26 protein-coding genes are annotated in these 22481 nt (G+C 68.5%); 12 read left to right on the top strand and 14 right to left on the bottom strand.

Annotation, left to right across the window (positions count from 1 at the left end; genetic code table 11):
- Window positions 1-1254, top strand: a complete 1254-nt coding sequence (locus tag EV651_RS22560) for an ROK family transcriptional regulator (RefSeq protein ID WP_133787215.1) — start codon at window positions 1-3, stop codon at window positions 1252-1254.
- Between the two features lie 9 nt (window positions 1255-1263).
- Here the strand turns inward: EV651_RS22560 and EV651_RS22555 are convergent, their stop codons facing one another.
- Window positions 1264-2256, bottom strand: a complete 993-nt coding sequence (locus EV651_RS22555) for a folate-binding protein YgfZ (RefSeq protein WP_133787214.1) — start codon at window positions 2254-2256, stop codon at window positions 1264-1266.
- Between the two features lie 190 nt (window positions 2257-2446).
- Here EV651_RS22555 and EV651_RS22550 point away from each other — a divergent pair, with 190 nt between their 5' ends.
- Window positions 2447-3268 (top strand): LLM class flavin-dependent oxidoreductase, encoded by an 822-nt coding sequence (locus EV651_RS22550; protein ID WP_133787213.1) that lies wholly within the window; start codon window positions 2447-2449, stop codon window positions 3266-3268.
- Window positions 3269-3423: 155 nt separating this feature from the next.
- Here the strand turns inward: EV651_RS22550 and EV651_RS22545 are convergent, their stop codons facing one another.
- A complete protein-coding gene (locus EV651_RS22545; protein WP_133787212.1) occupies window positions 3424-4803 on the bottom strand; it encodes a cation:dicarboxylate symporter family transporter in 1380 nt (459 codons plus the stop codon).
- A 130-nt stretch (window positions 4804-4933) separates the two neighbouring features.
- Here EV651_RS22545 and EV651_RS22540 point away from each other — a divergent pair, with 130 nt between their 5' ends.
- Both EV651_RS22540 and EV651_RS22535 read left to right on the top strand, forming a co-directional pair.
- Window positions 4934-6190, top strand: a complete 1257-nt coding sequence (locus EV651_RS22540; protein WP_133787211.1) for a sensor histidine kinase — start codon at window positions 4934-4936, stop codon at window positions 6188-6190.
- Complete coding sequence (locus EV651_RS22535; protein WP_133787210.1) at window positions 6183-6860, top strand: response regulator; 678 nt, start codon at window positions 6183-6185, stop codon at window positions 6858-6860. The genes EV651_RS22540 and EV651_RS22535 overlap by 8 nt, the downstream gene beginning before the upstream one ends.
- Here EV651_RS22535 and EV651_RS22530 read toward each other — a convergent pair.
- Window positions 6857-7351 carry an FABP family protein gene (locus EV651_RS22530; RefSeq protein WP_133787209.1) on the bottom strand — a complete coding sequence of 165 codons (495 nt, stop codon included), beginning with the start codon at window positions 7349-7351 and terminating at the stop codon, window positions 6857-6859. The two genes, EV651_RS22535 and EV651_RS22530, sit on opposite strands and share 4 nt — an antisense overlap.
- Window positions 7352-7516: 165 nt before the next feature.
- Here EV651_RS22530 and EV651_RS22525 point away from each other — a divergent pair, with 165 nt between their 5' ends.
- The gene (locus EV651_RS22525; protein WP_133787208.1) at window positions 7517-7879 is read left to right on the top strand and encodes a DsrE family protein; all 363 of its coding nucleotides are present in this window, start codon (window positions 7517-7519) and stop codon (window positions 7877-7879) included.
- A 58-nt stretch (window positions 7880-7937) separates the two neighbouring features.
- Here the strand turns inward: EV651_RS22525 and EV651_RS22520 are convergent, their stop codons facing one another.
- Together EV651_RS22520 and EV651_RS22515 are read right to left on the bottom strand one after the other, a co-directional pair.
- Complete coding sequence (locus EV651_RS22520; RefSeq protein ID WP_133787207.1) at window positions 7938-9836, bottom strand: hypothetical protein; 1899 nt, start codon at window positions 9834-9836, stop codon at window positions 7938-7940.
- Entirely contained in the window at window positions 9836-10393 is a 558-nt protein-coding gene (locus tag EV651_RS22515; protein ID WP_238157125.1) for a hypothetical protein, read from the bottom strand. Before EV651_RS22515 ends, EV651_RS22520 begins: the two co-directional genes overlap by 1 nt.
- Window positions 10394-10555: 162 nt before the next feature.
- Here EV651_RS22515 and EV651_RS22510 point away from each other — a divergent pair, with 162 nt between their 5' ends.
- Together EV651_RS22510 and EV651_RS22505 are read left to right on the top strand one after the other, a co-directional pair.
- A complete protein-coding gene (locus EV651_RS22510) occupies window positions 10556-11707 on the top strand; it encodes a molybdopterin-dependent oxidoreductase (protein ID WP_133787206.1) in 1152 nt (383 codons plus the stop codon).
- Complete coding sequence (locus tag EV651_RS22505) at window positions 11704-12144, top strand: hypothetical protein (protein ID WP_133787205.1); 441 nt, start codon at window positions 11704-11706, stop codon at window positions 12142-12144. Before EV651_RS22510 ends, EV651_RS22505 begins: the two co-directional genes overlap by 4 nt.
- Here EV651_RS22505 and EV651_RS22500 read toward each other — a convergent pair.
- The gene (locus EV651_RS22500; protein WP_133787204.1) at window positions 12087-12911 is read right to left on the bottom strand and encodes a 3-keto-5-aminohexanoate cleavage protein; all 825 of its coding nucleotides are present in this window, start codon (window positions 12909-12911) and stop codon (window positions 12087-12089) included. The genes EV651_RS22505 and EV651_RS22500 overlap by 58 nt on opposite strands.
- A 92-nt stretch (window positions 12912-13003) precedes the next feature.
- Between EV651_RS22500 and dtd the strand changes: the two genes are divergently transcribed.
- Window positions 13004-13429 carry a D-aminoacyl-tRNA deacylase gene (dtd, locus tag EV651_RS22495; RefSeq protein WP_133787203.1) on the top strand — a complete coding sequence of 142 codons (426 nt, stop codon included), beginning with the start codon at window positions 13004-13006 and terminating at the stop codon, window positions 13427-13429.
- A gap of 157 nt (window positions 13430-13586) precedes the next feature.
- Here dtd and EV651_RS22490 read toward each other — a convergent pair whose 3' ends face one another.
- The 7 genes from EV651_RS22490 to EV651_RS22460 form a co-directional block, all read right to left on the bottom strand.
- The gene (locus tag EV651_RS22490) at window positions 13587-14813 is read right to left on the bottom strand and encodes a choice-of-anchor P family protein (RefSeq protein ID WP_133787202.1); all 1227 of its coding nucleotides are present in this window, start codon (window positions 14811-14813) and stop codon (window positions 13587-13589) included.
- 315 nt (window positions 14814-15128) lie between these two features.
- Window positions 15129-15425, bottom strand: a complete 297-nt coding sequence (locus EV651_RS22485) for a DUF1416 domain-containing protein (RefSeq protein ID WP_131294190.1) — start codon at window positions 15423-15425, stop codon at window positions 15129-15131.
- A gap of 1 nt (window position 15426) precedes the next feature.
- Complete coding sequence (locus tag EV651_RS22480; RefSeq protein ID WP_133787201.1) at window positions 15427-16275, bottom strand: sulfurtransferase; 849 nt, start codon at window positions 16273-16275, stop codon at window positions 15427-15429.
- A gap of 12 nt (window positions 16276-16287) precedes the next feature.
- On the bottom strand, window positions 16288-16746 hold the full coding sequence (locus tag EV651_RS22475; protein WP_133787200.1) for a DUF4395 domain-containing protein: 459 nt from the start codon (window positions 16744-16746) through the stop codon (window positions 16288-16290).
- Between the two features lie 285 nt (window positions 16747-17031).
- Window positions 17032-17880 (bottom strand): RDD family protein, encoded by an 849-nt coding sequence (locus EV651_RS22470; protein WP_166658710.1) that lies wholly within the window; start codon window positions 17878-17880, stop codon window positions 17032-17034.
- Window positions 17881-17940: 60 nt separating this feature from the next.
- Window positions 17941-18372 carry a thioredoxin family protein gene (locus tag EV651_RS22465; RefSeq protein WP_133787198.1) on the bottom strand — a complete coding sequence of 144 codons (432 nt, stop codon included), beginning with the start codon at window positions 18370-18372 and terminating at the stop codon, window positions 17941-17943.
- 45 nt (window positions 18373-18417) lie between these two features.
- A complete protein-coding gene (locus EV651_RS22460) occupies window positions 18418-18831 on the bottom strand; it encodes an HIT family protein (RefSeq protein WP_133787197.1) in 414 nt (137 codons plus the stop codon).
- Window positions 18832-18874: 43 nt separating this feature from the next.
- Here EV651_RS22460 and arfB point away from each other — a divergent pair, with 43 nt between their 5' ends.
- From arfB to EV651_RS22440, 4 genes are read left to right on the top strand one after another with little or no spacing between them, the layout of a single operon-like run.
- Complete coding sequence (gene arfB / locus EV651_RS22455) at window positions 18875-19288, top strand: alternative ribosome rescue aminoacyl-tRNA hydrolase ArfB (RefSeq protein ID WP_238157124.1); 414 nt, start codon at window positions 18875-18877, stop codon at window positions 19286-19288.
- Window positions 19289-19319: 31 nt separating this feature from the next.
- Window positions 19320-19940 carry a hypothetical protein gene (locus EV651_RS22450; protein ID WP_133787195.1) on the top strand — a complete coding sequence of 207 codons (621 nt, stop codon included), beginning with the start codon at window positions 19320-19322 and terminating at the stop codon, window positions 19938-19940.
- Entirely contained in the window at window positions 19937-20503 is a 567-nt protein-coding gene (locus EV651_RS22445; protein ID WP_133787194.1) for a hypothetical protein, read from the top strand. Before EV651_RS22450 ends, EV651_RS22445 begins: the two co-directional genes overlap by 4 nt.
- Window positions 20500-21108: a hypothetical protein gene (locus tag EV651_RS22440; protein WP_133787193.1), complete on the top strand. Its 609-nt coding sequence runs from the start codon at window positions 20500-20502 to the stop codon at window positions 21106-21108. Before EV651_RS22445 ends, EV651_RS22440 begins: the two co-directional genes overlap by 4 nt.
- On the opposite strand, the gene EV651_RS22435 is transcribed toward EV651_RS22440, so the two are convergent.
- Window positions 21071-22435 (bottom strand): hypothetical protein, encoded by a 1365-nt coding sequence (locus EV651_RS22435; RefSeq protein ID WP_238157142.1) that lies wholly within the window; start codon window positions 22433-22435, stop codon window positions 21071-21073. The genes EV651_RS22440 and EV651_RS22435 overlap by 38 nt on opposite strands.
- Between the last annotated feature and the right edge of the window lie 46 nt (window positions 22436-22481).

Raw genomic sequence — 22481 nt, 5'->3', positions numbered from 1 at the left:
ATGAACGTGCCGCGGCAGACGTCTCGTGACCTGCGCAACGAGAGCCGGTTCGAGGTGCTGCACGCACTGTTCGCCTTGGGTCCGTCCACCAGGCAGGAGATCTCACGGCACACCGGGTTGAGCCCGGCGACCGTCGCCACCCTCGTCACGCAGTTCCTCGCCGAGGGGGTGCTGCGGATCGCGACGGTCGAGCAGAACACGGTCGGCCGCCCGTACGAGCGGCTGACGATCGACCCCGATCGCGGCCGCATCCTCGGCATCGACGTGGCCGAGACGTACGTCGACGCGACGGTGTACGACGTCACTCTCCAGCCGCTCGCACAGCATCAGGTCGCGCTCGACGAGCACGAGAGCGGACCGGCGTACGTCGTCGACGGCATCGTCCGGGCCGTCGACGCGGCGGTCGGGGCGGACGGCATCAAGCGCGACCAGATCATCGGCGCCGGCGTGAGCCTGCCCGGCCAGGTCAGGCCGGACGCCGGGGTTTCGGTCTTCGCACCGAACTGGGACTGGCACGACGTCACGATCGAGGCGTTGCTCGCGGAACGCCTCGGCCTGCCGGTGTACGTCGACAACCCGCTGAAGGCCGTCGCGCTGTCGGAACTGTGGTTCGGCGTCGGCCGGGTGACCAAGAGCATGGCGGTGGTCAATCTCGGCACCGGGGTCGGCGCCGGCATCGTGATCGACAGGTCCTTGCTTCGCGGCGAGGCGAACAACGCGGGCGAGTGGGGACATACCTTGCTCCAGCTGGACGGCCGGCGCTGCCGGTGCGGCCGGCTCGGCTGCGTCGAGGCGTACCTGGGCGTGCAGGGACTACAGACCACACTGTCGGAGATCGACCAGGACCATGCCGCGCTGCGGGAGCCGCAGCAGCGCGGGTTCGTGGATGCCGTCGCCGACGGGCTGGCGCGGGGTGACAGTGCGCTTGACGAGCTTGCCCGCCGTACCTCTCACTACCTGGCAGCGTCGCTCGGTGACCTGGTGAACCTGCTGAACATCGCGCATATCACGCTGACCGGGTGGACCACTGCGGCCTTGGGCGACTGGCTGATCCCCGCGGTCCGCGCAGAGCTGCCGGATCACGTCCTGCCGGGGTCCCTGCCCGACCTCACCGTCGAGGCGTCCCGTGTTCCCGGCAATCCGGTCGCCCTCGGCATGGCCGCGTTCAGCCTCGAACGGTTCCTGGGCACGCTAGGCCTGGCCAGCCCCGCCAGCATCCCGTCCCCCGGCCGCCGCCTGCGCTCGCCCGTCTAGGTTTGCGGCTTACAGCCGGGCGCGAACGTGCAGGCCGGCCTCGGGGTCGACCAAGAGCTCTTGGGTCGCGGTCACGGTCGGCTGGTCCTCGGCGACGATCTCGAGCACGGCGGCCGGGTCGACGTTGCGCTTGATCAGGGCGAGGGCGATCGGGCCGAGCTCGTGGTGGCGGGCCGCGGAGCCGATCACGCCGACCTGCTTGTCCCCCACGCGGACGGCGTACCCGTGGGCCGGCAGGTGGTCGACGGAACCGTCGAGCAGCAGACGGACGATGCGGCGCGGCGGGCGGCCGAGGTTGTGGACCCGCGCGACGGTCTCCTGGCCGCGGTAGCAGCCCTTGTCCAGATGTACGCCGACACCGAGCCAACCGAGCTCGTTCGGGATCGCGCGCTCGTCCGTGTCGAGCCCGAACCGCGGCGCGCCCGCCTCGATCCGGAGCGCCTCGTACGCCCAGATCCCGGCCGCGGCACCCTTCAGCCCAGCCAGCTCGGCCCGCGGCAGGAACACTTCGTGCCCACCCAGCGAGTCAGCACCGCTACGGGTCAGATGCTCTCCTTCGGGAGCGCCTGGCCGCCAGATGATCGCGTAGTCGTCGGTCACGTCCGCGATCTCGACGCGGGACATGAACACCATCTTCTGCAGCCACTCCACCAACGCGGGAGCCGCGCCCGGCTCGGTGTGCAGCCAGAACGTCTCCCCGTCGTCGACGCCGTACATCACGTGCTCGACGTGCCCGGTCGGAGACAGCAGCAGCGCGGTCGTCGACGTACCGGGTTTGAGGCCTTCGAAGTACTGCGTGGTCAGTGCGTGCAGCCACGTCAACCGGTCCGGGCCGGTGATCGTGACCACGTCGCGGTGCGACAGGTCGACGAACGCCTCACCCGCGACCAGGGCCCGCTGCTCACGCAGGTCCGAGCCGTAGTGCGCCGCGACGCCGGCGTCGAGTCCGTCGGCCTCGACCGCGCCGGGCCGGTCCAGCAGGGGGCTGCGCATACGTGACATGTCACCAGAGTACGTCGGTCGGCGTACGGCGAACGCCTCCCCTCGTGGGATGTGGACAGACCCCCGCTGTCGCGATTCTGGAGTCATCCAACGACGGAGGGAGCAGGGCAATGAAGGAGCGAAGCGAGTTCATCATCAAACACAGCGCGACACGTGCCTCGTCCGCGCCCGCAGCGAAGCGAGGACGTGGATGAGTATGAGGCAGTTCCGGTTCGGTGTGGCGGGAAGTCCGACGACCGGTGAGGAGTGGGTGAAGACGGTTCGGCAGGCGGCGGATCTCGGGTTCCAGACCGTGCTGATGCCGGACGGACTGCAGCTCCCGGCGCCGTTCTCCTCGCTGGCGATGGCGGCCGCGGTCGCCGACATCCGGGTCGGCACCTTCGTCGCGGCCGCGCCGCTGCGGACGCCGCGACAGGCCGCCTGGGAGGCGCACACCCTGACCGTGCTCACCGACGGGCGGTTCGAGTTCGGCATCGGCACCGGCCGTCCGGTCGCGGAGCAGCAGACGGCCGAGGTCGGTCTGCGATGGGGGACGGCGCGGGAGCGGCGCGAGCAGGTCATCGAGACCCTCGACCTGCTGCGCGAGCTCGACGGCGAGCGACGTACGCCGATCATGCTGGCCGCCGGCGGGCCGAAGGCGCTCGCGCTCGCGGCCGAGCGGGCCGACATCGTCTCGCTGGCCAAGGACGCGACCACTCCTCGCTCGGAGGTTGCGGCCGTCGCGCGTGAGTTGCGTGAGTTGGCCGGGGCCCGCGCCGACGACATCGAGCTGGCGATGAACCTGCTCGCCGCCGGGACCCGCCCGCTGCCGCCCTGGACCAAGCGTGCCTCCGGCGTCGACCCCGACGAGCTCGAGGCGATGGACTCGTTGATGCTGCTCCGCGGCACACCGCAGGAGATGGCCGACGAACTCCTGCGCCGCCGCGACCAGATCGGCGCCAGCTACATCAGCGTCAACTCCGGCTACCTGGAGGACTTCGCACCGGTCATCGAACTGCTCGACGGGAAGTAGCGGACCGCCAGGCCATCACAATTTGGCGCCGCCGCGCACTCCGCCGGTTGGGGCGCCCGCGAAAGGGCGATTGTGATGGCCTGGGGATCCGCAAGTACAGCGCTGCCCGCCGGTCTGTGGTCCGGCGGGCAGCGCGTGGGAGGGGTGGGGATGGTCTAGCTATCGGACTGGCGAGCTTCGACGGCGGCGGGGGCGGGGGCGGGGGCGTCGCCGGCGTGGGTGTCACCGGCGGCGAAGGCGACCTCGTCGAACGGGTCGTTGCCGGCGAACACCTGCTCGGCCTGGTTCTTGTCGAACTCGCCGACCCAATGCCCGACCAGGACGGTCGCGACCGCGTTGCCGGCGAAGTTCGTCAGCGCACGGGCCTCGGACATGAACCGGTCGATGCCGACGATCAGACCGACGCCGTCGACCAACTCCGGGCGGTGCGACTGCAGACCGCCGGCCAGCGTCGCCAGGCCCGCACCGGTCACACCGGCGGCACCCTTCGACGCGACGATCATGAACAGCAGCAGGGAGATCTGCTGACCGAGCGAGAACGGCGTGTCCATGGCCTCCGCGATGAACAGCGACGCCATCGTCAGGTAGATCGCCGTACCGTCGAGGTTGAACGAGTACCCGGTCGGAACGGTGATACCGACGACAGACTTGTCGACGCCGAGGTGTTCCATCTTCCCGATCAGCCGGGGCAGGGCGGTCTCCGACGACGAGCTGGACACGATGAGCAGGAACTCGCGACCGAGGTAGCGCAGCAGCTGGAAGATCGAGATCCCGGTGACCATCCGCAGAATGGTGCCCAGGACAACGATCACGAACAGCAGACAGGTGATGTAGAAGGCCAGCATGATCTTCAGCAGGCTGACCAGCGCGGTCGATCCGGCCGCGCCGACGACGGCCGCGAGCGCGCCGAACGCACCGATCGGCGCCGTCCACATGATCATCGCCAGGATCTTGAAGACCAGCCGCTGGATGTGACCGATGCCGACCAGGATCGGCTGGCCTTTCGAGCCCATCGCCTGCAGCGCGAACCCGACGAGCAGCGCGACCAGCACGGTCTGCAGCACCTGGCCCTCGGTCAGCGAGGACAGCAGCGACTTCGGGATGATGCCGAGAATGAAGTCCGTCGTACTCTCGTGCGCGCCGGCGGCCTGCTTCTGGCCGGCCTCGCGGAGCTTGTCGGTCAGGTTCAGGCCCGAGCCCGGCTGCACGAGGTTGCCGACCAGCAAGCCGATGGCGAGGGCGACCGTCGACATCACCAGGAAGTAGACGAGCGCGAGACCGCCGACCTTGCCGACGCTGGCGGCCTGGCGGACCGAGCCGATCCCGATCACCAGCGTGCAGAAGATGATCGGGCTGATCAGCATCTTGATCAGGTTGACGAAGCCGGTACCGAGAGGTTTCAGCTCGACGGCGAAATCGGGGAACAGCAGGCCGACACCGATGCCGAGCAGGGCGGCGACGATGACGGCGATGTAGAGGAAATGGGTCCGGTCGTTGCGGACCGGAGTCGGACGGGGTTCGGTCGGGCTCGACATTGGTGGGACTTCCTTATCGGCCTGGCGGAGGGGTTGTGGGTAACTGTGACGTGACGCACAGGAGAAGTGCGCATTTCGTTCATATCGTTCGCAGTACGGGTCAGGGGCGGATTAGGGGCAAACTGTCCGCATGCGACACCGTCCGTGGGAGCTGCGCCGCCAGGTTCTCTGGCTGCAGAGCGTCACGGTCGCCGTCCTGATCGCGATGGTCTGGATCGTGATGGTCAGCCGGTCCCGCGCCCAGGCGGTCCGGGACGCGGCGGCCTCCGGTCTGTCCGCACCGAGCTGGTGGGAGCTGGCCTGGATCGACCTGCGCTCGATGCTCGGGATCGCGAGCCTGATGCTCGGCGTCGCGATCGCGGGTAACGCGCTCGTCACCTGGCGCGTACGTCGCGCGACGCGCGGCATGGGCACGCAGTCGCTGGCACGGATGCTCGACTTCTACGAAGGCGTCCTGCACGCGGCCCGCGAAGGACTCATCCTGCTGGACCTCGACGGCCGGGTGCAGCTCGCGAACGACGAGGCGCTGCAGCTCCTCGGCCTGCGCGAGGTTGCACCCGGTACGCCGTTGGAGGAGCTCCCTCTCGGTGCAGCTCTCGCCGAGTTGCTCGAGACCGGGCGGACGGCGTACGACGAGCTGCACCTCGGCGCGCAAGGCGTCGTCGTCGTGAACCAGCAGCCGTCCGGGCGCGGGCGGATCGTCACGCTGCGGGACCACACCCAGTTGCAGCGGCTGCTCGGCGAGCTGGACGCCGTACGGAGTCTGGCGGAATCGCTGCAGGCACAGAATCATGAGGCGTCGAATCGGCTGCACACCGTGGTCAGCCTGATCGAGATCGGGAAACCGGAACGGGCACGGGAGTTCGCTGTGTCGGAGCTGCAGTTCGCACAGGCGATGACGGATCGGGTCGTCGGCACGGTCGGCGATCCGGTGCTGGCCTCGCTGTTGCTGGCGAAGTTGTCGCAGGCACAGGAGCGCGGCGTCGTACTGGCCCTCGATCTCGGGCACGAGGCGCTGAACACCCGGCTGCCGGCGCAGGACGTTGTCACCGTGGTCGGGAACCTGCTGGACAACGCGATCGAGGCGGCACGGGGCGGTCCGGCGCCGCGGAAGGTCGAGTTCCGGGCGGCGACGACCGCGGACGCGGTGGACCTGATCGTGACGAACACGGGTGCCGCGTTGGGGTCGGTGGAGTTGGCGCACATGTTCGAGCACGGGTGGACGACGAAGGCCGAGCCGGGGCACGGGCTGGGGCTTGTACTAGTGCGGAGCACGGTCGAGCGGTGGCAGGGTTCGCTGATGGTCGATCCGGATTCCGAGCTGGACGAAGTACCCGCACTGACCGTGCGGGTCCGGTTGCCGCGGGCGGTGGGCGCGAGTGCCTGACCTACGCGTACTCGTCGTCGAGGACGATCCCGTCGCGGCGGAAGCACATCGCACGTACGTCGAACGCCTGCCCGGCTTCACCTGCGTGGGAGTCTCCGGTACGGCGGGGCGCGCGCTGCAGGTGCTTGCGCGGGGCAATGTCGACGTGGTGCTGCTCGACATGCACCTGCCGGACGGGCACGGACTGGACGTCGTACGGCGGATGCGGGCCGCTGGCAATCAAACGGATGTGGTCGCGGTGACGTCGGCGCGCGAGGTCGCGGCGGTGCAGGCGGCCGCGCGGATCGGGGTCGTTCAGTACGTGCTGAAGCCGTTCGCGTTCGAGACGTTGCGGGACCGGCTGTGGGCGTACGCACGCCAGCGCCGCGCGGCCGAGGCCGGCCAAGTCGTCGCGGACCAGGAAGAAGTGGACCGGCTGTTGCATCCGGCAACGACCTCGTCGGTGCCGAAGGGGCTGGCGGGAGGTGTGCTCGATCGCGTCGTACAGCTCCTCGCCGATCGCGAGGGCTGGACCGCGGAGGAGGTGGCGACGTCGCTCGGCACCTCGCGGATCACCGCCCGCCGGTACCTGGAACACCTCGCCGATCAGGGGCAGGCGCTCCGAACCCAGCGCTACGACGGCCGCAGCGGCCGACCGAAAGTCGAGTACTCCTGGGTGTCGGAGAGTTAGGACCGGACGAGGGTCGCCCAGAGGTGGGGCTGCAGGGCCTGGCCTTCGGCGGCCATGTCGTAGGCCCACAGGAGCTCGCCGTTGACGAGACCGTAGAGGCGATGGCCCGCGGTGACTTCCTTGGCCGTGACGGTGCGCGCCACCACATCGGTCTGCAGCTCGATCTTCGCGCCGTCGATGTCGCCGTACCAGATCTCGGCGATGCCGGTCGGGTGCGCGAGGATGACCTCAACCTTGTTGTCCGGCTGCGGACGCCAGAACCCGGTCTCGACGGCGAGCGGACGCTCCTTGGTGCCGTCCTCGCCGACCACGAACGTCTGGCTGACGTAGTGCAGGTACGGCTTGCCGTTGTGGGTGAAATCGATCTGCTGCCCGAACTCGAACTTCTCGATCGTCGGGTAGTCACCGTGCCCGCGGCCCTCCCAGCGACCGAGCAGCCACGCGAGCGGGATCAGGTCCGGGTGCAGGTCCTGCGGGATCTCGAACGCCATCGGGTCACTCAGTTCGCACTACGGCCGCGATACAGCCGGTAGACGACGAACGCCGAGAACCAGCCCATGAACACACAGACCAGGACCAGCAGCGTGGTGAAGACGACGTGCAGCACGTTGGTCAGTCTAGAGGATGGGTACGGCGGTTTCGGCTACGGTGGCGTGATGTCCCGCACGCTGGTGATCAAACTGACCGCAGGCGCCGAGGAACCCGAGCGCGCCAACCAGGCCTTCACCGTCGCCGCCACCGCGGTCGCGGCCGGCGCCACGGTCTCCCTGTGGCTGACCGGTGAGGCCGTCTGGTTCGCGGTCCCCGGGCGCGCGGAAACCTTCGAACTCCCGCACGCGGCACCCCTCGCCGACCTGCTCACCGCGGTCCTCGAAGGCGGCCAACTCACCGTCTGCACCCAGTGCGCCAAACGCCGCGACCTCAACGACGCCGACCTCCACCCCGGCACCCGAATCGCCGGCGCCCCCGCCTTCACCGAAGAAATCCTCACCGACAACACCCAAGCAATCGTCTACTAACAGCACAGTCCGCGGACTCGGAGAGCCCGCGGACTGTGCTGTTGGTTGTAGTAGGTGATCAGCGTTCGCGGCCTTCGCCGCCGCTTCGGCCGTCGTCGCCTCGGCCGCCGCGGTCGCGGTCCTGGCCGCGCTGCGCGGCTGGGGTGCCGGGACGGTCGGTTGCGAGAGCTGCCTTCTTGGGGTCGACCTTGCTGAGCGGCTCCTGGTCGCCTCGAGTGTGGTGGAACTGCGCCTGCTCGTGGGGCGGGAGATCCTTGCCGGGACCGCGCTGCTGCTTGTCCCCCTGGGCCTCTCGCGCCTCGGCGATCGCCGGGTCCTCGGCCGCCCGCTCCGGCGGACGCCACTGCGTGCCCTGCGCCTGGCTGGTCGATGGGCCCTCGGTGCCGGCCGACGCTTGGTTCTGGTCCGCGAACTGGACTCCCTCGGGTCCGACGGTGAAGGTCTGCCCCTCGACCCGGTCGAGGTTGACCGCCTGCGCCGACTGGGACCCGCCCTGCTCCTGGCCTTCTACATCCGGGGCGGACTGCTCCTGTCCCTGCTGCCCGCCGTTGATGGTCACACTCGGGCCGTTCTCGCCGGTCTGGTAGACGGTCCCGTCCCACTCCTGGTCGGCGTCAAGCTCAAGGTGCGAACCGTCCCGCTCGGTGTCCCACTCGACCACCCGCTCGTTGGTCGCGCCGGGCGAGCTCTGTTCGGCTGACTGATCGACGCCCTCCTGCTCCGCAGCAGGCTCCGTCTGGCGCACGTTGTCCGCCTCAGCCGACGGCTCGTCCACCGCCCTGTCCGCGTCAACCCCCGACTCCTCGAGCGCGTTGTCCGCCTCGGCCGACGGGTCGTCCACCGCGTTGTCCGCGTCGACTCCCGGCTCGGCTAGCTCGTTGTCCGCGTCGAGCGTGGGGTCCGTCTGCTGGCCGTCCTGCCCGAGGTCGTCCTGCTGGAACCGCTCGTTGTCGAGCGCCCCCTCCCCCGCCACGTACGGATTGACGCCCTCCTGCTCCGCGGCAGGCTCGGTCTGGCGCAGGTTGTCCGCCTCGGCCGTTGGGTCGTCCACCGCGTTGTCGGCGTCAACCCCCGACTCCTCGAGCGAGTTGTCCGCGTCGAGCGTGGGGTCCGTCTGCTGGCCGTCCTGCTCGAGGTCGTTCTGCTGGAACCGCTCGTTGTCGAGCGCCCCCTCCTCGGTCACGTACGGGTCGACGCCCTCCTGCTCCGCAGCAGGCTCCGTCTGGCGCACGTTGTCCGCCTCAGCCGACGGGTCGTCCACCGCGTTGTCCGCGTCAACCGTCGACTCCTGGTCGGCCTCGAGGTCCTGCTGCTCCTGCTGGTCCTCGGCGTTCTCCTCGTCCTGCTCACCGACGAGTTCCGAGGCCCCAGCCACAGCGCCGGCTGCCGCCCCTGCAGTGACCGGGTCGACACCGTCCTCGCGGTTCTTCTGGCTCTCCTGCTCTTCCCGCTTCCGACGCTCTTCGTCCGCCCGTTCGCGCTCCTGGTCACGTTGCCGGGCCGCGTCGTCCGCAGCGTTGTCGTTGTCGACCTGCTGGTCGTCCTCGGTCTCACGCTCCCGCGAGTCGGGAATCTTGTCGTTGTCGACGTCGGACAGCTCCCTGATGTCCCTGTCCGAGATGCCGTCGTTGTCGCGGTCGTCGTTCCGCTCGGCGTCCTGATCCCGCTGCAGCTCGTCGACACGGTCGCGCAGGTTCTCGTTCTGCGACCCGAGATCCCGGACCTCTTCCTCGGCTCGCGCGGCCTCGCGCTCCAGCCGGGCGGTGCGATCGCGGACGTCTTCGTTCGGACGGTCGGGGCCCCAGCGGTCCCGGATGATTACCGTCTCGATCCCCACCCGGCGCCGCTGCGACGAGGTCAGGAGCCTCCAGACGTCTCTCCCGACGTCCTTGAAGCGCTTCAGCTCCCTGGCGATGATGCGCAGGAGGTCTTCCGCTTCCAGTTGATCCTCAGCCATCAGGCCACCTCGCTGGCATAGACGGAATATCCGAAGCCGGCCGCGGTGTCCTCCGGCCCCGGCTGGGACGCGTACAGGTGGAACTCGGCTCCGGGTCGCAGCCAGACCGCCAGGTGCCGGCGGCGGCCGCGCCACTCCGGCGGAATGCGCAGGTCGTCGCCGGGCCCGACGTACACCGGCGGACCCCAGTAGCGACGGGCGATCTCGAGCTGGCCCGGCCAGTGCGCGTCGAGGCCTTCCTCGGCCTGCGGCAGCTCCGACGAACCGATCTCGTACGCCGACCAGCCGCTCCGCGGCGACTCCGGCAGTACGGCGTCCGGCAGCACGAGCATCACCGTCTCGCGCTGGGTGACCAGGCCCCAGGTGTACCGATCGGGATCGATGGTCCCCGGCGCCCAGGGACGCCAGCCGGTGGCGTCGGTGACGCGGTTGACCAGGGCACGGATCGCGTCCATGCCGGTGGCCGGCGGTCCCCAGATCGGTCGCCAGTCGACAACCTCGGCCAGATCGGCCATCGCCCGCTCGTCATCGTCGAACGACCGCTCCTGCGTCTTCACTCCGCCACTCCTTCCATCAAGTTTGCCCAGAGTATGCCCCGACCGGTGCCACCAACTCCGGTACAGACGCGGACCTGTGGATAACTGGTTCCGGGTACGCCGTTCGCGAGCAGTAACCGCCGTACGCCGTCCACACGTCTCCGGCTGGGTTCTAGTAGAAACATGAAGCTCCCGGCACCTCCGACGGAGAAGTCGTTCCCGTCGCCGCTGCACCACCCGCGGGTGGCGACGGTCATCGGCCGCTGGCTCGCGGTCGCCGTGACGGTCTGCTTCCTGACCGGCCTCTACAGCCACTTCGCCCAGGACACCCCGAGTTGGCTGCCGATCCCCAGCCGTCCGTCCTCGCTGTACCGCGTGACTCAGGGACTGCACGTGCTGAGCGGGACCGTCGCGGTTCCGTTGCTGCTGGCGAAGTTGTGGACTGTCTACCCGAAGCTGTTCGCGAAGCCGCCGTGGCCGCCGAGCCGAAAGGCGCTCGCGACGCTGCTGGAGCGGGCGTCGATCCTGGTGCTGGTTTCGGCGATGGCACTCGAGCTGTTCATCGGCTTCATCAACACCCTGCAGTGGTACCCATGGCCGTTCCCGTTCCGGCAGACCCACTACGCGCTGGCGTGGATCATCATCGGTGCCCTGCTGGTCCACCTGGCCGTCAAGCTCCCGTTGATCCGCGCGAACTGGCGGCGTACGGCCGAGAAGGTGCCGGACTCTTTGCCGCCGGCAATCACCGGGCTCACCCGGCGCGGGCTGTTCCGGACAGTGGCCGGCGCCGCGACGCTCGTCGGCATCACGTCGGTCGGGCAGTCGGCCCCGGCGTTCGGTCCTGTCGCCGTCCTGGCGCCGCGGAAGCCGAACCTCGGGCCCCAAGGCCTGCCGGTGAACCGTACGGCGGAAGCCGCCGGCGTCAACGGAATCGACGACAACTGGCGCTTCATGATCACGGGACCGCAGCAGCTGTCCTACTCGCTGGACGAACTACGGGCGCTGCCGCAGAGCCGGTCCGAGCTGCCGATCGCCTGCGTCGAGGGCTGGAGCCAAGGCGCCCGCTGGGAAGGCATCCGGATCCGGGACCTGCTCGAACTGTCCGGAGCCCCGGCGCATTCGAGAGTTCGGGTCGTCTCGATGGAGAAGGGCGGGTTCTATGCGACAAGTGAGCTGCCACCGGATTTCGCCGCCGATCCGCTGACGCTGCTCGCGCTCCGGCTGAACGGCGGTGAGCTTGCGCTCGACCACGGGTTCCCGGCGCGAATCATCGCGCCCAATCGCCCCGGGGTCCTGCAGACCAAGTGGGTGCATCGACTGGAGGTCATCTCGTGAAGACCCGGATCGGTTTGGCCGTCGCCGGTGTCGGTGTCGGACTGTGGGGACTCTGGCTGCTGCTCAACGCCCTGGACCTACCAGCGCTGATCCGGCTGCCGATCTGGCTGGGCGGGGCCGTCGTGGCCGACGACTTCTTGCTGGTGCCACTGACCGTCGGCGTCGGCTGGCTCTTCGCTCGATGGTCGGCCGGGCCCGATCGGCACCGTACGGTCGGCCCGGTGCGGACGACCTTGCTGTACGTCGGGATCACCAGCCTGATCGCCGTACCGCTGTTACTGCGGCAGGGCAAAGGTTCGAACCCGACCGTGCTCGCCCGCGACTACCTCCGCGACTGGCTATTGCTAGAGGCAACGATCATCGTTGCCGGGATCGCCGGCTACTTCTTCACGTTGAGAAGGTCGCGGGCCTCGTCCGGGGACATCGGCGGGCGCTGAGCGAGCGTCGCCAGGGCGGCGGCGCGTTCCACCAGCTCGGCGTTGTGCGTGACCGGGTGGCCCTTCGCCAGCGTCAGCGTGTCCTCCATGCCGACGCGGAGGTTGCCGCCCTTCGACAGTGCGGCCAGCGCGACCGTCAACGACGTACGACCGATGCCGGTGGCGGACCAGGACGTGACGGCGTCGGGGAGCGCGTTGACCGCGGCGACGAGTGCGTCCGCCGTACCGGGCATGCCGCCGGGGACGCCCATCACCAGGTCGCAGTGCACGCGTCCGCCGTACGGCAGGCCGTACTTGTCGAGGAGCCGGTGCAGCGCGGCGACGTGGCCGAGGTCGAACAGCTCGAACTCGGGAACGACCTCGCGCTCCTGCGTGAGCTGGAACAGCTGCGTGACGAACGGCCACGGGTTCATGAACACGTCGTCGCCGAAGTTGACCGTGCCCATGGTCAGCGAGCAGGAGTCGGGTACGGCGTCCAGCACGCGGAGGCGATCCTCGTACGGATCGGTGACGGCACCGCCCGTCGAGAGCTGCACGATCAGCGCGGTGTTCTCCCGGACCGCCGCGACGGTCTCGGTCAGCCGGCCGAGGTCAAGCGTGGGCTTGTGCTCACCGTCGCGGATGTGGATGTGGATCATCGCCGCTCCCGCGGCCTCGCAGCGCTTCGCCGTCTCGACCAGCTCGTCGAGCGTGGTCGGCAACGCCGGACAGTCCGCCTTCGCGGTCTCGGCACCGGTGGGAGCAACAGTGATCAGTGTCGACGCCATGGACGAATCCTGCCAGATCGCATCTCGAAACGGATATTTGCCGGTCGGAGGGTCCGATGACCGGACGATCTCCCGCACGAGAAGATGTTGTCATGAGAGCCGTAGTACAGCGAGTCAGTCGGGCGTCGGTCACGGTGGACGGCGAGGTGGTCGGGGCGATCGACGGGCCCGGGCTGCTGGTCCTGCTCGGCGTCACCCACGACGACAGCCCCGAGAAGGCCGCCGCGCTGGCCGCGAAGATCTGGACCCTCCGCATCCTCCACGGCGAACGCTCCGCCGCCGACGAACAGGCCCCGATCCTCGCCATCAGCCAGTTCACGCTGTACGCCGACACTCGCAAGGGTCGCCGCCCCTCCTGGAACGCCGCCGCCCCCGGCCCGGTCTCCGAGCCGCTCTACAACTCCTTCTGCACCGCCCTCGAATCCCTAGGCGCCAAAGTAGAACGAGGCACCTTCGGAGCCCACATGAACGTCACCCTCACCAACGACGGCCCCGTGACCATCGTCCTCGACGCCTGAGCTCAACTTTGAGAAGCCATCGACCAAAAATCCGCTCCGGAAATGGTCGGTGGCTTCTCAAAGTTGGGCGCAAACAACCGGCCCCCGGATCCTTGCGGGATCCGGGGGCCGGGAGTTCTGGGTCGGTGAGGTTCGACTCAGAGCGTGTCTGCTGAGATCAGCTGACGACGCCGGCGGCCGAGTGCGCGACGACAACCTTGGTGTTCAGGCTGTAGACGTCGACGACCAGCGCGTTGACCTCGATGTAGCGCTTCTGCCGCATGACCTGGTTGAAGGTCAGGCGAGCGATACCCGGGATGTCCAGGGTCTTGTTCTCGCCGGTCGGGACGGCGTAGCTCTTGCCGCCGACCTTGATGGAAGCGATCGTCGAGGACGAGCTGACGCCGCCCTTGCCGTCCTTGGTCTTCCACGCCGAGGCCGAGGACTCGATGGCGCCGATGGACAGGCTTCCGACCTTCACGCCCGCGACGTGCGAGGTGAAGTTGATGTAGGACTTCTCCGTGCCGATGGCGCCGTTCTTGGTGGTGTAGACACCGCCGACGTAGGCGACCTTCGGGATGTTCAGCTCGCCGACCGCGACCCGGACCGTCTTGCCCTCAGTGCCCTGGCAGGTGGTCTGGAGCGACGTGGCGTCGGAGACGACCAGCTTGTCGGCCGTGGCCTTGGTGCCGTAGGCCGAACCGATCACCAGTGCGGTCGCCGGCTTGGAGATCTCCGCGCGGGTCTTCAGCACCGCGACGTCGACGCCCTGCGGGATGTACTGGTTCTTCACCGTCGCGTGCAGCACGACCGCCTGCGCGTACGAGTAGATGCCGGACGCGGTCTTCACGCCGCCGACGCGGTTCAGAACGATGTAGCCCAGGCCCGGTACGGCGACCTTGGTGTTCGGCTTGGGGTTCAGCAGCGACGGCACCGTGACCGCGCCGATCCGCACGCCCGCGAAGGTGGTGCTGCCGGTGTAGGACAGCTGGCCCTTCGAGTACTTCGACGTGGTGGTGGTCTTCACGCCGGTCAGCGTGAGCAGGTTGCCGACGCGGATGTCGGCGGCCACCGCGTTGCTGGTGACGCCGGTGCCGCTGGCGTTGTTGAAGCTGTGCGTGTCGGTCTTCACCGAGCGCGCGATCGCCTGCCCGTTCACGTTCGCCGTGGCGATGTCGTTCTTGTCAGCCTTGTTGGCGTCCGTGGTGCAACCGAACTTGCTGATCACCTGCGGGCCACTGTTCGCCAGCCCGGATTGAACGTCGGTCCCGTACGCGTAGCCGCTGTAGCCGAAAACCGGCGAGGCGGACGCGGAACCCGACGTCAGCGCAATCGTAGAAGCCACGCCGACTACCGCCGCAACTCCGACGGCGGCGAGCTTCTTGTATCCGATGCGGGGTCGCATTGACCCCTCCTCCCTGAGTGATGACGTGACCCGAAGTGCGGGTCAGGACACAGACACAACTCAGCCGACTGCGGTAGGTGACGAGCCGACCGCGCTCCGAGACCAAACCGTTACCTTGCCGCTCGTTCCACGAGATTTCGCGGTCCCAGCCGTAACCCGGCTGCGATGACCCGGAAATCCTTGACCGGTTGGCGATCCCGGCACCTGTCCGGGCATGCCGAAGGGCCCGGACGCGCAAGGTCCGGGCCCTTCGGTGCTTACTTCAGGGTGGGCCACCGTCGGGTGGGGGTGGCACCATCAGTAACGATCGACTGCTCAGACGGTGACGGCCACTTCCGCGACCTCGCCGTACTGCGCGACCACCTGACGGTCGACCGGGTCGGCCTTCGGGGCCAGCGTGCGCAGCGTCCAGCTGCCCGGCGCCGCGAAGAACCGGAAGTGTCCGGTCGCCGAGGTCGGGACCTCGGCCGTGAACTCACCAGTGGAGTCCAGCAGCCGCACGTACGCGCCGCCGACCGGCTCCTCGCCACGCAGCACCTGGCCCTGGATCACGGCCTCCTTGTCGACGTCCACGCCCTTGAGGTCGAGTCCGCCCTGCTTGGCTCCGCACATGTCAGGCCTCCCCGGGCTCGTCGCCGAGAGCAACGGGTACGCCGACCAGCGAACCCCACTCGGTCCAGGAACCGTCGTAGTTCTTCACGTTCTCCTGGCCGAGGATCTCGTGCAGCACGAACCAGGTGTGCGCCGAGCGCTCACCGATCCGGCAGTAGGCGATGGTGTCCTTGCCGAAGTCGACGCCGGCGTCGGCGTACAGCTGCTTGAGCTCGTCGTCGGCGCGGAACGTGCCGTCGTCGTTGGCCGCCTTGCTCCACGGGATGTTCGCCGCGGTCGGGATGTGACCCGCGCGCTGCGCCTGCTCCTGCGGAAGGTGCGCCGGCGCCAGCAGCCGCCCGGCGTACTCGTCTGGGCTCCGCACGTCGACGAGGTTCTTCACACCGATGGCCTCGTTGACCTCGTCACGGAAGGCGCGGATCGTCAGGTCCGGGTCCTTCGCCTTGTACTCCGTGGCTTCGCGCTTCACGACCTCGTCGGTCAGCTCGCGGCTGTCCAGCTCCCAGCGCTTGCGGCCGCCGTCGAGCAGCTTCACGTCACCGTGGCCGTAGAGCTTGAAGTACCAGTACGCGTACGCCGCGAACCAGTTGTTGTTGCCACCGTACAGCACGACCGTGTCCTCGTTCTTGACGCCGCGGTCGGACAGCAGCGCCTGGAACTGGTCCTTGTTGACGAAGTCCCGCCGGACCGGGTCCTGCAGGTCGTCCTTCCAGTCCAGCTTGATCGCTCCGGCGATATGGCCGGCGTCGTACGCCGAGACGTCTTCGTCGACCTCGATCAGGACGACACCGGCGTCGTTCTTGTGCTCTTCGACCCAGTCGGCCGAGACGAGCGCGGATTCCCTGCTCATGTGTGCTGCCTCTCAGTTGGTAGCGGTGGTTGGCGTACGAATGCGGTGGATCAGCAGATAGGCCTCGCAGCCGAGGCAGAGCCCGACGGCCGCGTTCACGAACGCGGCGACCAGGGCGAATCCGGTGGCGACCACTCCCAGGACGGTCACGCCGTTCAGGTACCCGACCAGACCGGCGACCGCGAAGACGAGGCCGACCAACTGGGCGAACCGCGGCGGGGCCGCGTCCTCCAGCTCCTTCGGCGGGCCCAGCCGGGGCCGGACCAGCCGCTTGAACAGCAACCCGTACGGCGACGCGCTCACGCCGAACGCGACCGAGATCGCGAACACCACGGCTTGCACCGCGAGCGGCCAGGGGTTGTTCAGTACGAGCGTCAGCGCCAGGACGACCGTGGTCACGCCGGCCGCGAACCGGAGACCGCGCGGATCGACCTGTTGTGCCGCCTGTTGTGCCGTCTGTTGTTCGGACATGACGACTCCCGGTGAAGGAGGATGTCGAGCCGGAACCCGCCCGGGTCTGCGGGAGGCGACGTACGCGGAACCGTGCTCAGCAACCGGTTCCGCAGCGCTCGGGACGCCGCCTGGTCAGCGGCGACGACACAGCGATGAGCGGACGCGGCAGTTGTCCACTGCCCGTCGCTTCGTCAGCCATGTCGTGTAAACCACGTCACGAGAGTACGGAACCTGGGCAGGCACGCCACCCGTGGTCCCATCACGTGAGACAACTGATCAAACTGTGGACTCCACGCCCTGGAGTCAGACGCGGACCACGTTGGTCGCGGCGATCTTGTCGTGCAGCGCCTGCTTCTTGTCGTCCCAGAGCGGCCAGAGGTAGTTGAGCAGCAGCGCGAGGGAGGCGAAGAGGCCGACGACCGGGATCGAGCTCGCCATGTTCAGCACCAGGACGAGGGCGGATCGTTTCGCGGCGGCACCGCGCGGCGGCTTGCCCGGCACGTCCCGCAGCCGGACCGCGATCCCGGTCGCCATCTTGCCGGGAGTGCGGCCCTTCGCGACCAGGAACAGGTACTCGTAGACGAACACGACCAGCGCCCCCAGCAGGGAGGCCGGGATGGCCCACTTGAACACCTCGGGCGGCATCGAGACCGGAGTCGAGCTACCGGCACGAGCGGCGTCCAGGACGTCCTCCACCCAGGAGTTCATCACCTTGCTGGACTGGTAATAGAAGTACCCGGTCAGCGGCAAGGCGATGAACCAGGCGATGATCGAGTCGATGATGCGCGCGAACACACGGCGCCACCAACCGGACAGCATCTGACCGTCCGGGGTCATGCCGGACCCCTGGTAGCCGAAACCCTGGCTGCTCTGCGGGTACGCCGGGTAGCCGCCCTGCTGCGGGGCCTGCTGGCCGAACTGCGACGGTGACTGACCCGGCGACTGAGCCGATCCGCCGCCGTACACCTGTCCGTGCTCCGCGGGCTGCCCGTACTTCGGGAGGTCCTGCGTCTTCGACTGGCCGAACTGCCCCTGGAACGGGGGTGGGCCCTCCTGCGGGCGACGCTGATCCGTCCAGGCGTTGCCGTCCCAGTACCGCTGCTGGGTCGGGTCCTCAGGGTCGTCGTACCAACCTGCTACTTGGGAGCTCACCGGGAGAGTCTTGCCTAAGTCCCGGTTCATTGGCCATCCGGTGACACCTACCGGACGCTGTCAGCTCGGCTGGCGGTCGATCGCGACGGCCAGCGCGGCGATCACGTCCGGCTTCCGCGGTGCTCCGCTGGCCCGCTTCACGACGGCTCCGGTGCTGTCGAGCACCAGCGTCGTCGGCGTACGCAGGATGTCGAGCCGGCGTACCAACTCCAGGTGGGACTCGGCGTCCAGCTCTACGTGACGTACGCCGTCGACCATGCCCTCGACCTCGGCCAGCGTCCGCCGCGTGACACGGCACGGCGCACAGAACGCCGACGAGAACTGCAGCAGCGTCGCCCGCTCGCCCAGCTCCCCACCCAGCTCGGCGGCCGTCACGCGCTCCACGTCGTCCTCACTCTTCCCGCGAAACCGCCCATCGACCCAGGCCTTGAGCACACTGAGCACCACGCCGGCCACTACCGCCGCTACGAGTACCCACAGCCCCAGGCTCACAACTACCCACGGTACGTCGCCCCGTTCACAGTTCAACCGCCCGTTTCACGTGCTGAGAAGCACCTGCGGATCCACAGCGAGGCGGTGGACCGAACGTCCGGTCGGCCAAGGCAGGCAGTCGTCGCCGTCGCCCGGGTACCGCGGGACCACATGCAGGTGGAGGTGGTCGACACTGCGGCCGGAGCCCGGCCCACTGGCGTTCAGCACGCACACACCCGTCGCCCCGAGCCTCGCCACCATCTTCTGCGCGATGCGCTGAGCCAGGTCCATCACCAGAGTCAGGTCACCCGGCTGCGCGTTCAGGAGACCTGCGGTGGTGTGACGCCGCGGCACAACCAGGGTGTGCCCCGGAGCGATCTCCTCACCGGGCAGCGGGAGAAACGCGACCGCTGAGTCCTCTTTGGCGATCCAGCGGGCCGAGTCGGCAGAGATCAGGCCGCAGAAGACACAGGCATCCATCTGGTGATTGTGCTCCGGTCTAATAGGTCCTGTGGAGAGTGGAGTGACTGTGCGGGCGGGGGTGGTGATTCCCGAGGCCGAGTTGGCGTGGCGGTTCTCACGGTCGAGCGGACCGGGCGGGCAGTCCGTGAACACCACCGACAGCCGGGTCGAGCTGAGCTTCGACGTGGCGGGTACGTCGGCGTTGAGCGACGTACTGAAGACCCGAGCGCTCGAGCGGCTCCAGTCGCGGCTGGTCGACGGGGTGGTGACGATCGCCGCGTCGGAGTACAAGTCGCAGTGGCGCAACCGCGAGGCCGCCCGGGAACGGCTGGCCGTGCTGATCCGGGAGGCGATCGCTCCGCCGCCCCGGAAGCGGCGGCCCACCAAGCCGAGCAAGGGGTCCGTACGGCGCCGGCTCGACAACAAGAAGCGCCGCGGCGAGACGAAGCGACTCCGCGGACGGCCGGACGACTGAGACGGCCCTACTGCTGGTTACGCTTGCCTGCGTGCAGGAAACGGGGAGCGGGGGGCAGGAGCCGGAGGAGCTTCCGGAGTTCCAGGATCTCAAGGTGCGTGGCCGCTCGGTGCGGACGTGGACGATCAGCGCCGCCGCCGTACTGCTGGTGATCTCGGCGGCCTTCGGCGGGCTGAAGAAGGCCGGTGACGAGACTCCGCAGGTGGACGCCGGTACCGCGATCGACGCCGGCCAGTTCGAGGTCACCGTCCAGCGGGTCGTCACCGTGAAGGACCTGAAGCCGCTGTTCACCCCGGACGACGGCGGGGTGCTGATCGCGGTGGTGACCAAGCTCAAGGTCACCGACGACACCGGCACGACACCGCCGTCGGACCTGATCCGGCTGATCGGCGTACCCGGGGTGCAGGACACCGACCCGCCGCTCGGCACCACGAACCTTCGCGACGCGACCATGGACCCGGTGCTCACCCCGGACGCCGCCGAGGACGTCGCGTACGTCTGGAAACTGCCGAAGGCGAGCCGGTTCCCGACCGAGGTCAAGCTGACCGTGCAGGGCTACAAGCACGAGGACGAGTCGATCCTCGACCACCACGAGAAGTGGCTGCCGGACAAGATCGCCGCCGAAAGCACAGTCGCGGTGAAGGCCAAATGAGCCGGAAGAAACTGCTCAACGTCGGGCTGACGCTCGCCGTACTGGTCGCGATCGTCGGCTTGTACCGATTCACGCCGACACAGCAGGACATCCAGCAGCCGACCTCCGTGAAGGGCATCGTCGGGCGCGCGGTGCACACGCCGCGCTTCGACCTGACCGTCGACGACGTACGGGTCGGGAAGAAGCTCCGGATCCCGCGTTCCACGCCGGACCGCGACTCGCTGACCGCCTTCGTGGTGATCGACGCCGGCGTCACCGCGAAACGGGAGCCGATGCACATCTTCGGCGTCAAGATCCGCTCCGCCGACGGCATCACGTACCTCGGCTCCAACCGCAGCGGCCTCGACCGCGTCGACCTGACCGGCACCGAGTTCGCGCCCGACATCTCGGTCCGCGGCTCGTTCGTTGTCGAGATGCCGGCCGACAAGGTGCCCGGGGCAACATTGCTGGTGACGGAGAAGTCGATCCTGAACGACCTCGAGCCGCAGGTCACCGTGCCACTCGGCGACGACGCTCCTCAGGTACAGGACGTCGTTGACCTGACCGCTGCGAGCGAAACATGAGTGGTGCGCGCCGGGCTCGCCGTGGGTGGTTCCGGAAGAACACGGCCGCGCTGGCGACGCTGGTAGTGGCGATCCCGCTCGCCGGCTGGTGGACCACGCGCAGCGACTACAAGTCCTGGTACAGCAACGAGCCGCGCGATCCCGTCACGGTGTCTGCGGGCGGTACGTCGTACAACGGAGCTACTTGGTACGCCGCCAGCGTCGAGGAGAACCCGCAGCCGTCGGAGAAGGGTCTCGATCAGGACGCGCTACCCGAAGGCACCACGCGGATCCGGGTGTACTTCCGGCTGCAGGTCGACGACCTGTCCGCGCTCGAAGGGCTCGGCGGCTGCCAGGTCCATCTGCGGGCGCCGGACGGCCGGATCTGGGACGAGACCAGGATCGCCGACGACTACCAGGATCGTCCGACCGGCTGCAGTGGCGGCTCCGACGACGAGCCGTCGAGCTGGCGTGGCGCCGCGGCGCAGTACTACCTGAAGCCGGTCGCCGGGAAGCCGTTCGAGACGGTCGCGGTGTTCGTCGTACCGTCGTCCGTCGCCGGCAGCGTGCAGCCGACGATCACGTGGGCTACGAAGCTGCCTCAGTACCTGGCATTCCCGAGGTAGCGGCGCTCAGGTCGGTGACACCGTGGTCGCCGGCCGACTGCTCGTGGACCGCGCGGGTCCGCGGGGTCAGGTAGCCGGCCAGGCCGCCGATCATCCGGTCGTAGGCCGCGGCGAGCAGGCTGACCTGCAGCATGATCTTCAGACCGTCGGTGACCAGGTTCAGCGGCTCGTCGACGACCTGCCAGAACTGCAGCGTGTGCGGTCCGAGGACCCACACCTTCAGGGCGATCCACACGCCGCTCGCGGCGAACGTGACGACCGCCCAGGCCAGGAAGTACCCGAGCATCGGCCGCAGACCGGAGCGGACCACCAGCCGGAACGCCTCCAGGACAGGAGTCCAGCGGTCCTTCCAGTCGGCCATCACCGAGTTCCCGGCGACGCGGACGATCCGCGGCGTCTGCTGCCAACGGTGCGTGATGCGGTCGAACCGCCACCGCGGTTTGTCGAGCTTCCGCACGACGCGGCCGTAGATGATCGCCGTCATGGTGATCCACATCAGCGGAAGCACCGCGGCGTCCCAGAGGTCGGCGATACCGGCGGTGAGGAACCCGGTGACCGCGTCCCAGACCTCACGGACCTGGTTGACGCCCAGCACATGGTCGAGCACCCAGGCGTATCCGTCGTGCAGCCACTGCCAGACCTGGCGCTCCTTCAGCCACGTCATCGGCGGCGGGATGACCGACGTGGCCTGGTACGCGACGACAAAGATCCACAACGCCTCGAGGTACGTGACGAACAGCTTGCGGACCGGGCCTTCCTTGTCCTTCCGCCACTTCTTGAACGCGAAGCGGAGCAGGTACGCCGTGACGCCCAGGCCGATGAACAACCAGGTGGACAGCGACTGCAGCCCCTCCGATGGCTGCGGAACCGTACCGCCGCCCAGGACGGTGGCCGCGGTCTCGTTGACCTTGTGGACGGCCAGTTGGTACTCGTAGTCGAGCGCCTCGTTCTGCAGGAACTTGTAAGCGGCGTAGAAAGCCAGGAACGGGAGGAGCGCCGCAGCGAGCGCATCGAGCGGCCTGTGTTCATGGCCGGGCTCTACACCGTCCGGGGCAAGCATGCCCTCGGCAACGGCCCTGCGGTGGAACGGCAGCTCTCCGCGGAGGACCAGGAACATCGTCACGTACATCGCCAGCGAGACGACTACGAGCAGCGCCAGTACAGCGATGCCGGCTGCCTCAGCTCTGGCGCCTGCCTGGACGGCTACCCACTGCAGGCCGCGGTGCGCCAGCTGGGCCACCAGAAACACCGCGAGAAGGCGCGGCCACGCCTTGCCGAACAGAACCCCCGCACGCCCCACCGTAGTGAGCAGCGTCCCCGACTCCATCGCCACGGCGACGAATGTACCTGGCGAGAAGTCCTAGCGCCTGTCC

The sequence above is a fragment of the Kribbella sp. VKM Ac-2571 genome (assembly GCF_004362255.1).
GTDB classification, from domain to species: domain Bacteria; phylum Actinomycetota; class Actinomycetes; order Propionibacteriales; family Kribbellaceae; genus Kribbella; species Kribbella pratensis.
Note: the sequence above shows the minus strand (reverse complement) of the source record. Positions and strands in the feature narration are given on the sequence as shown.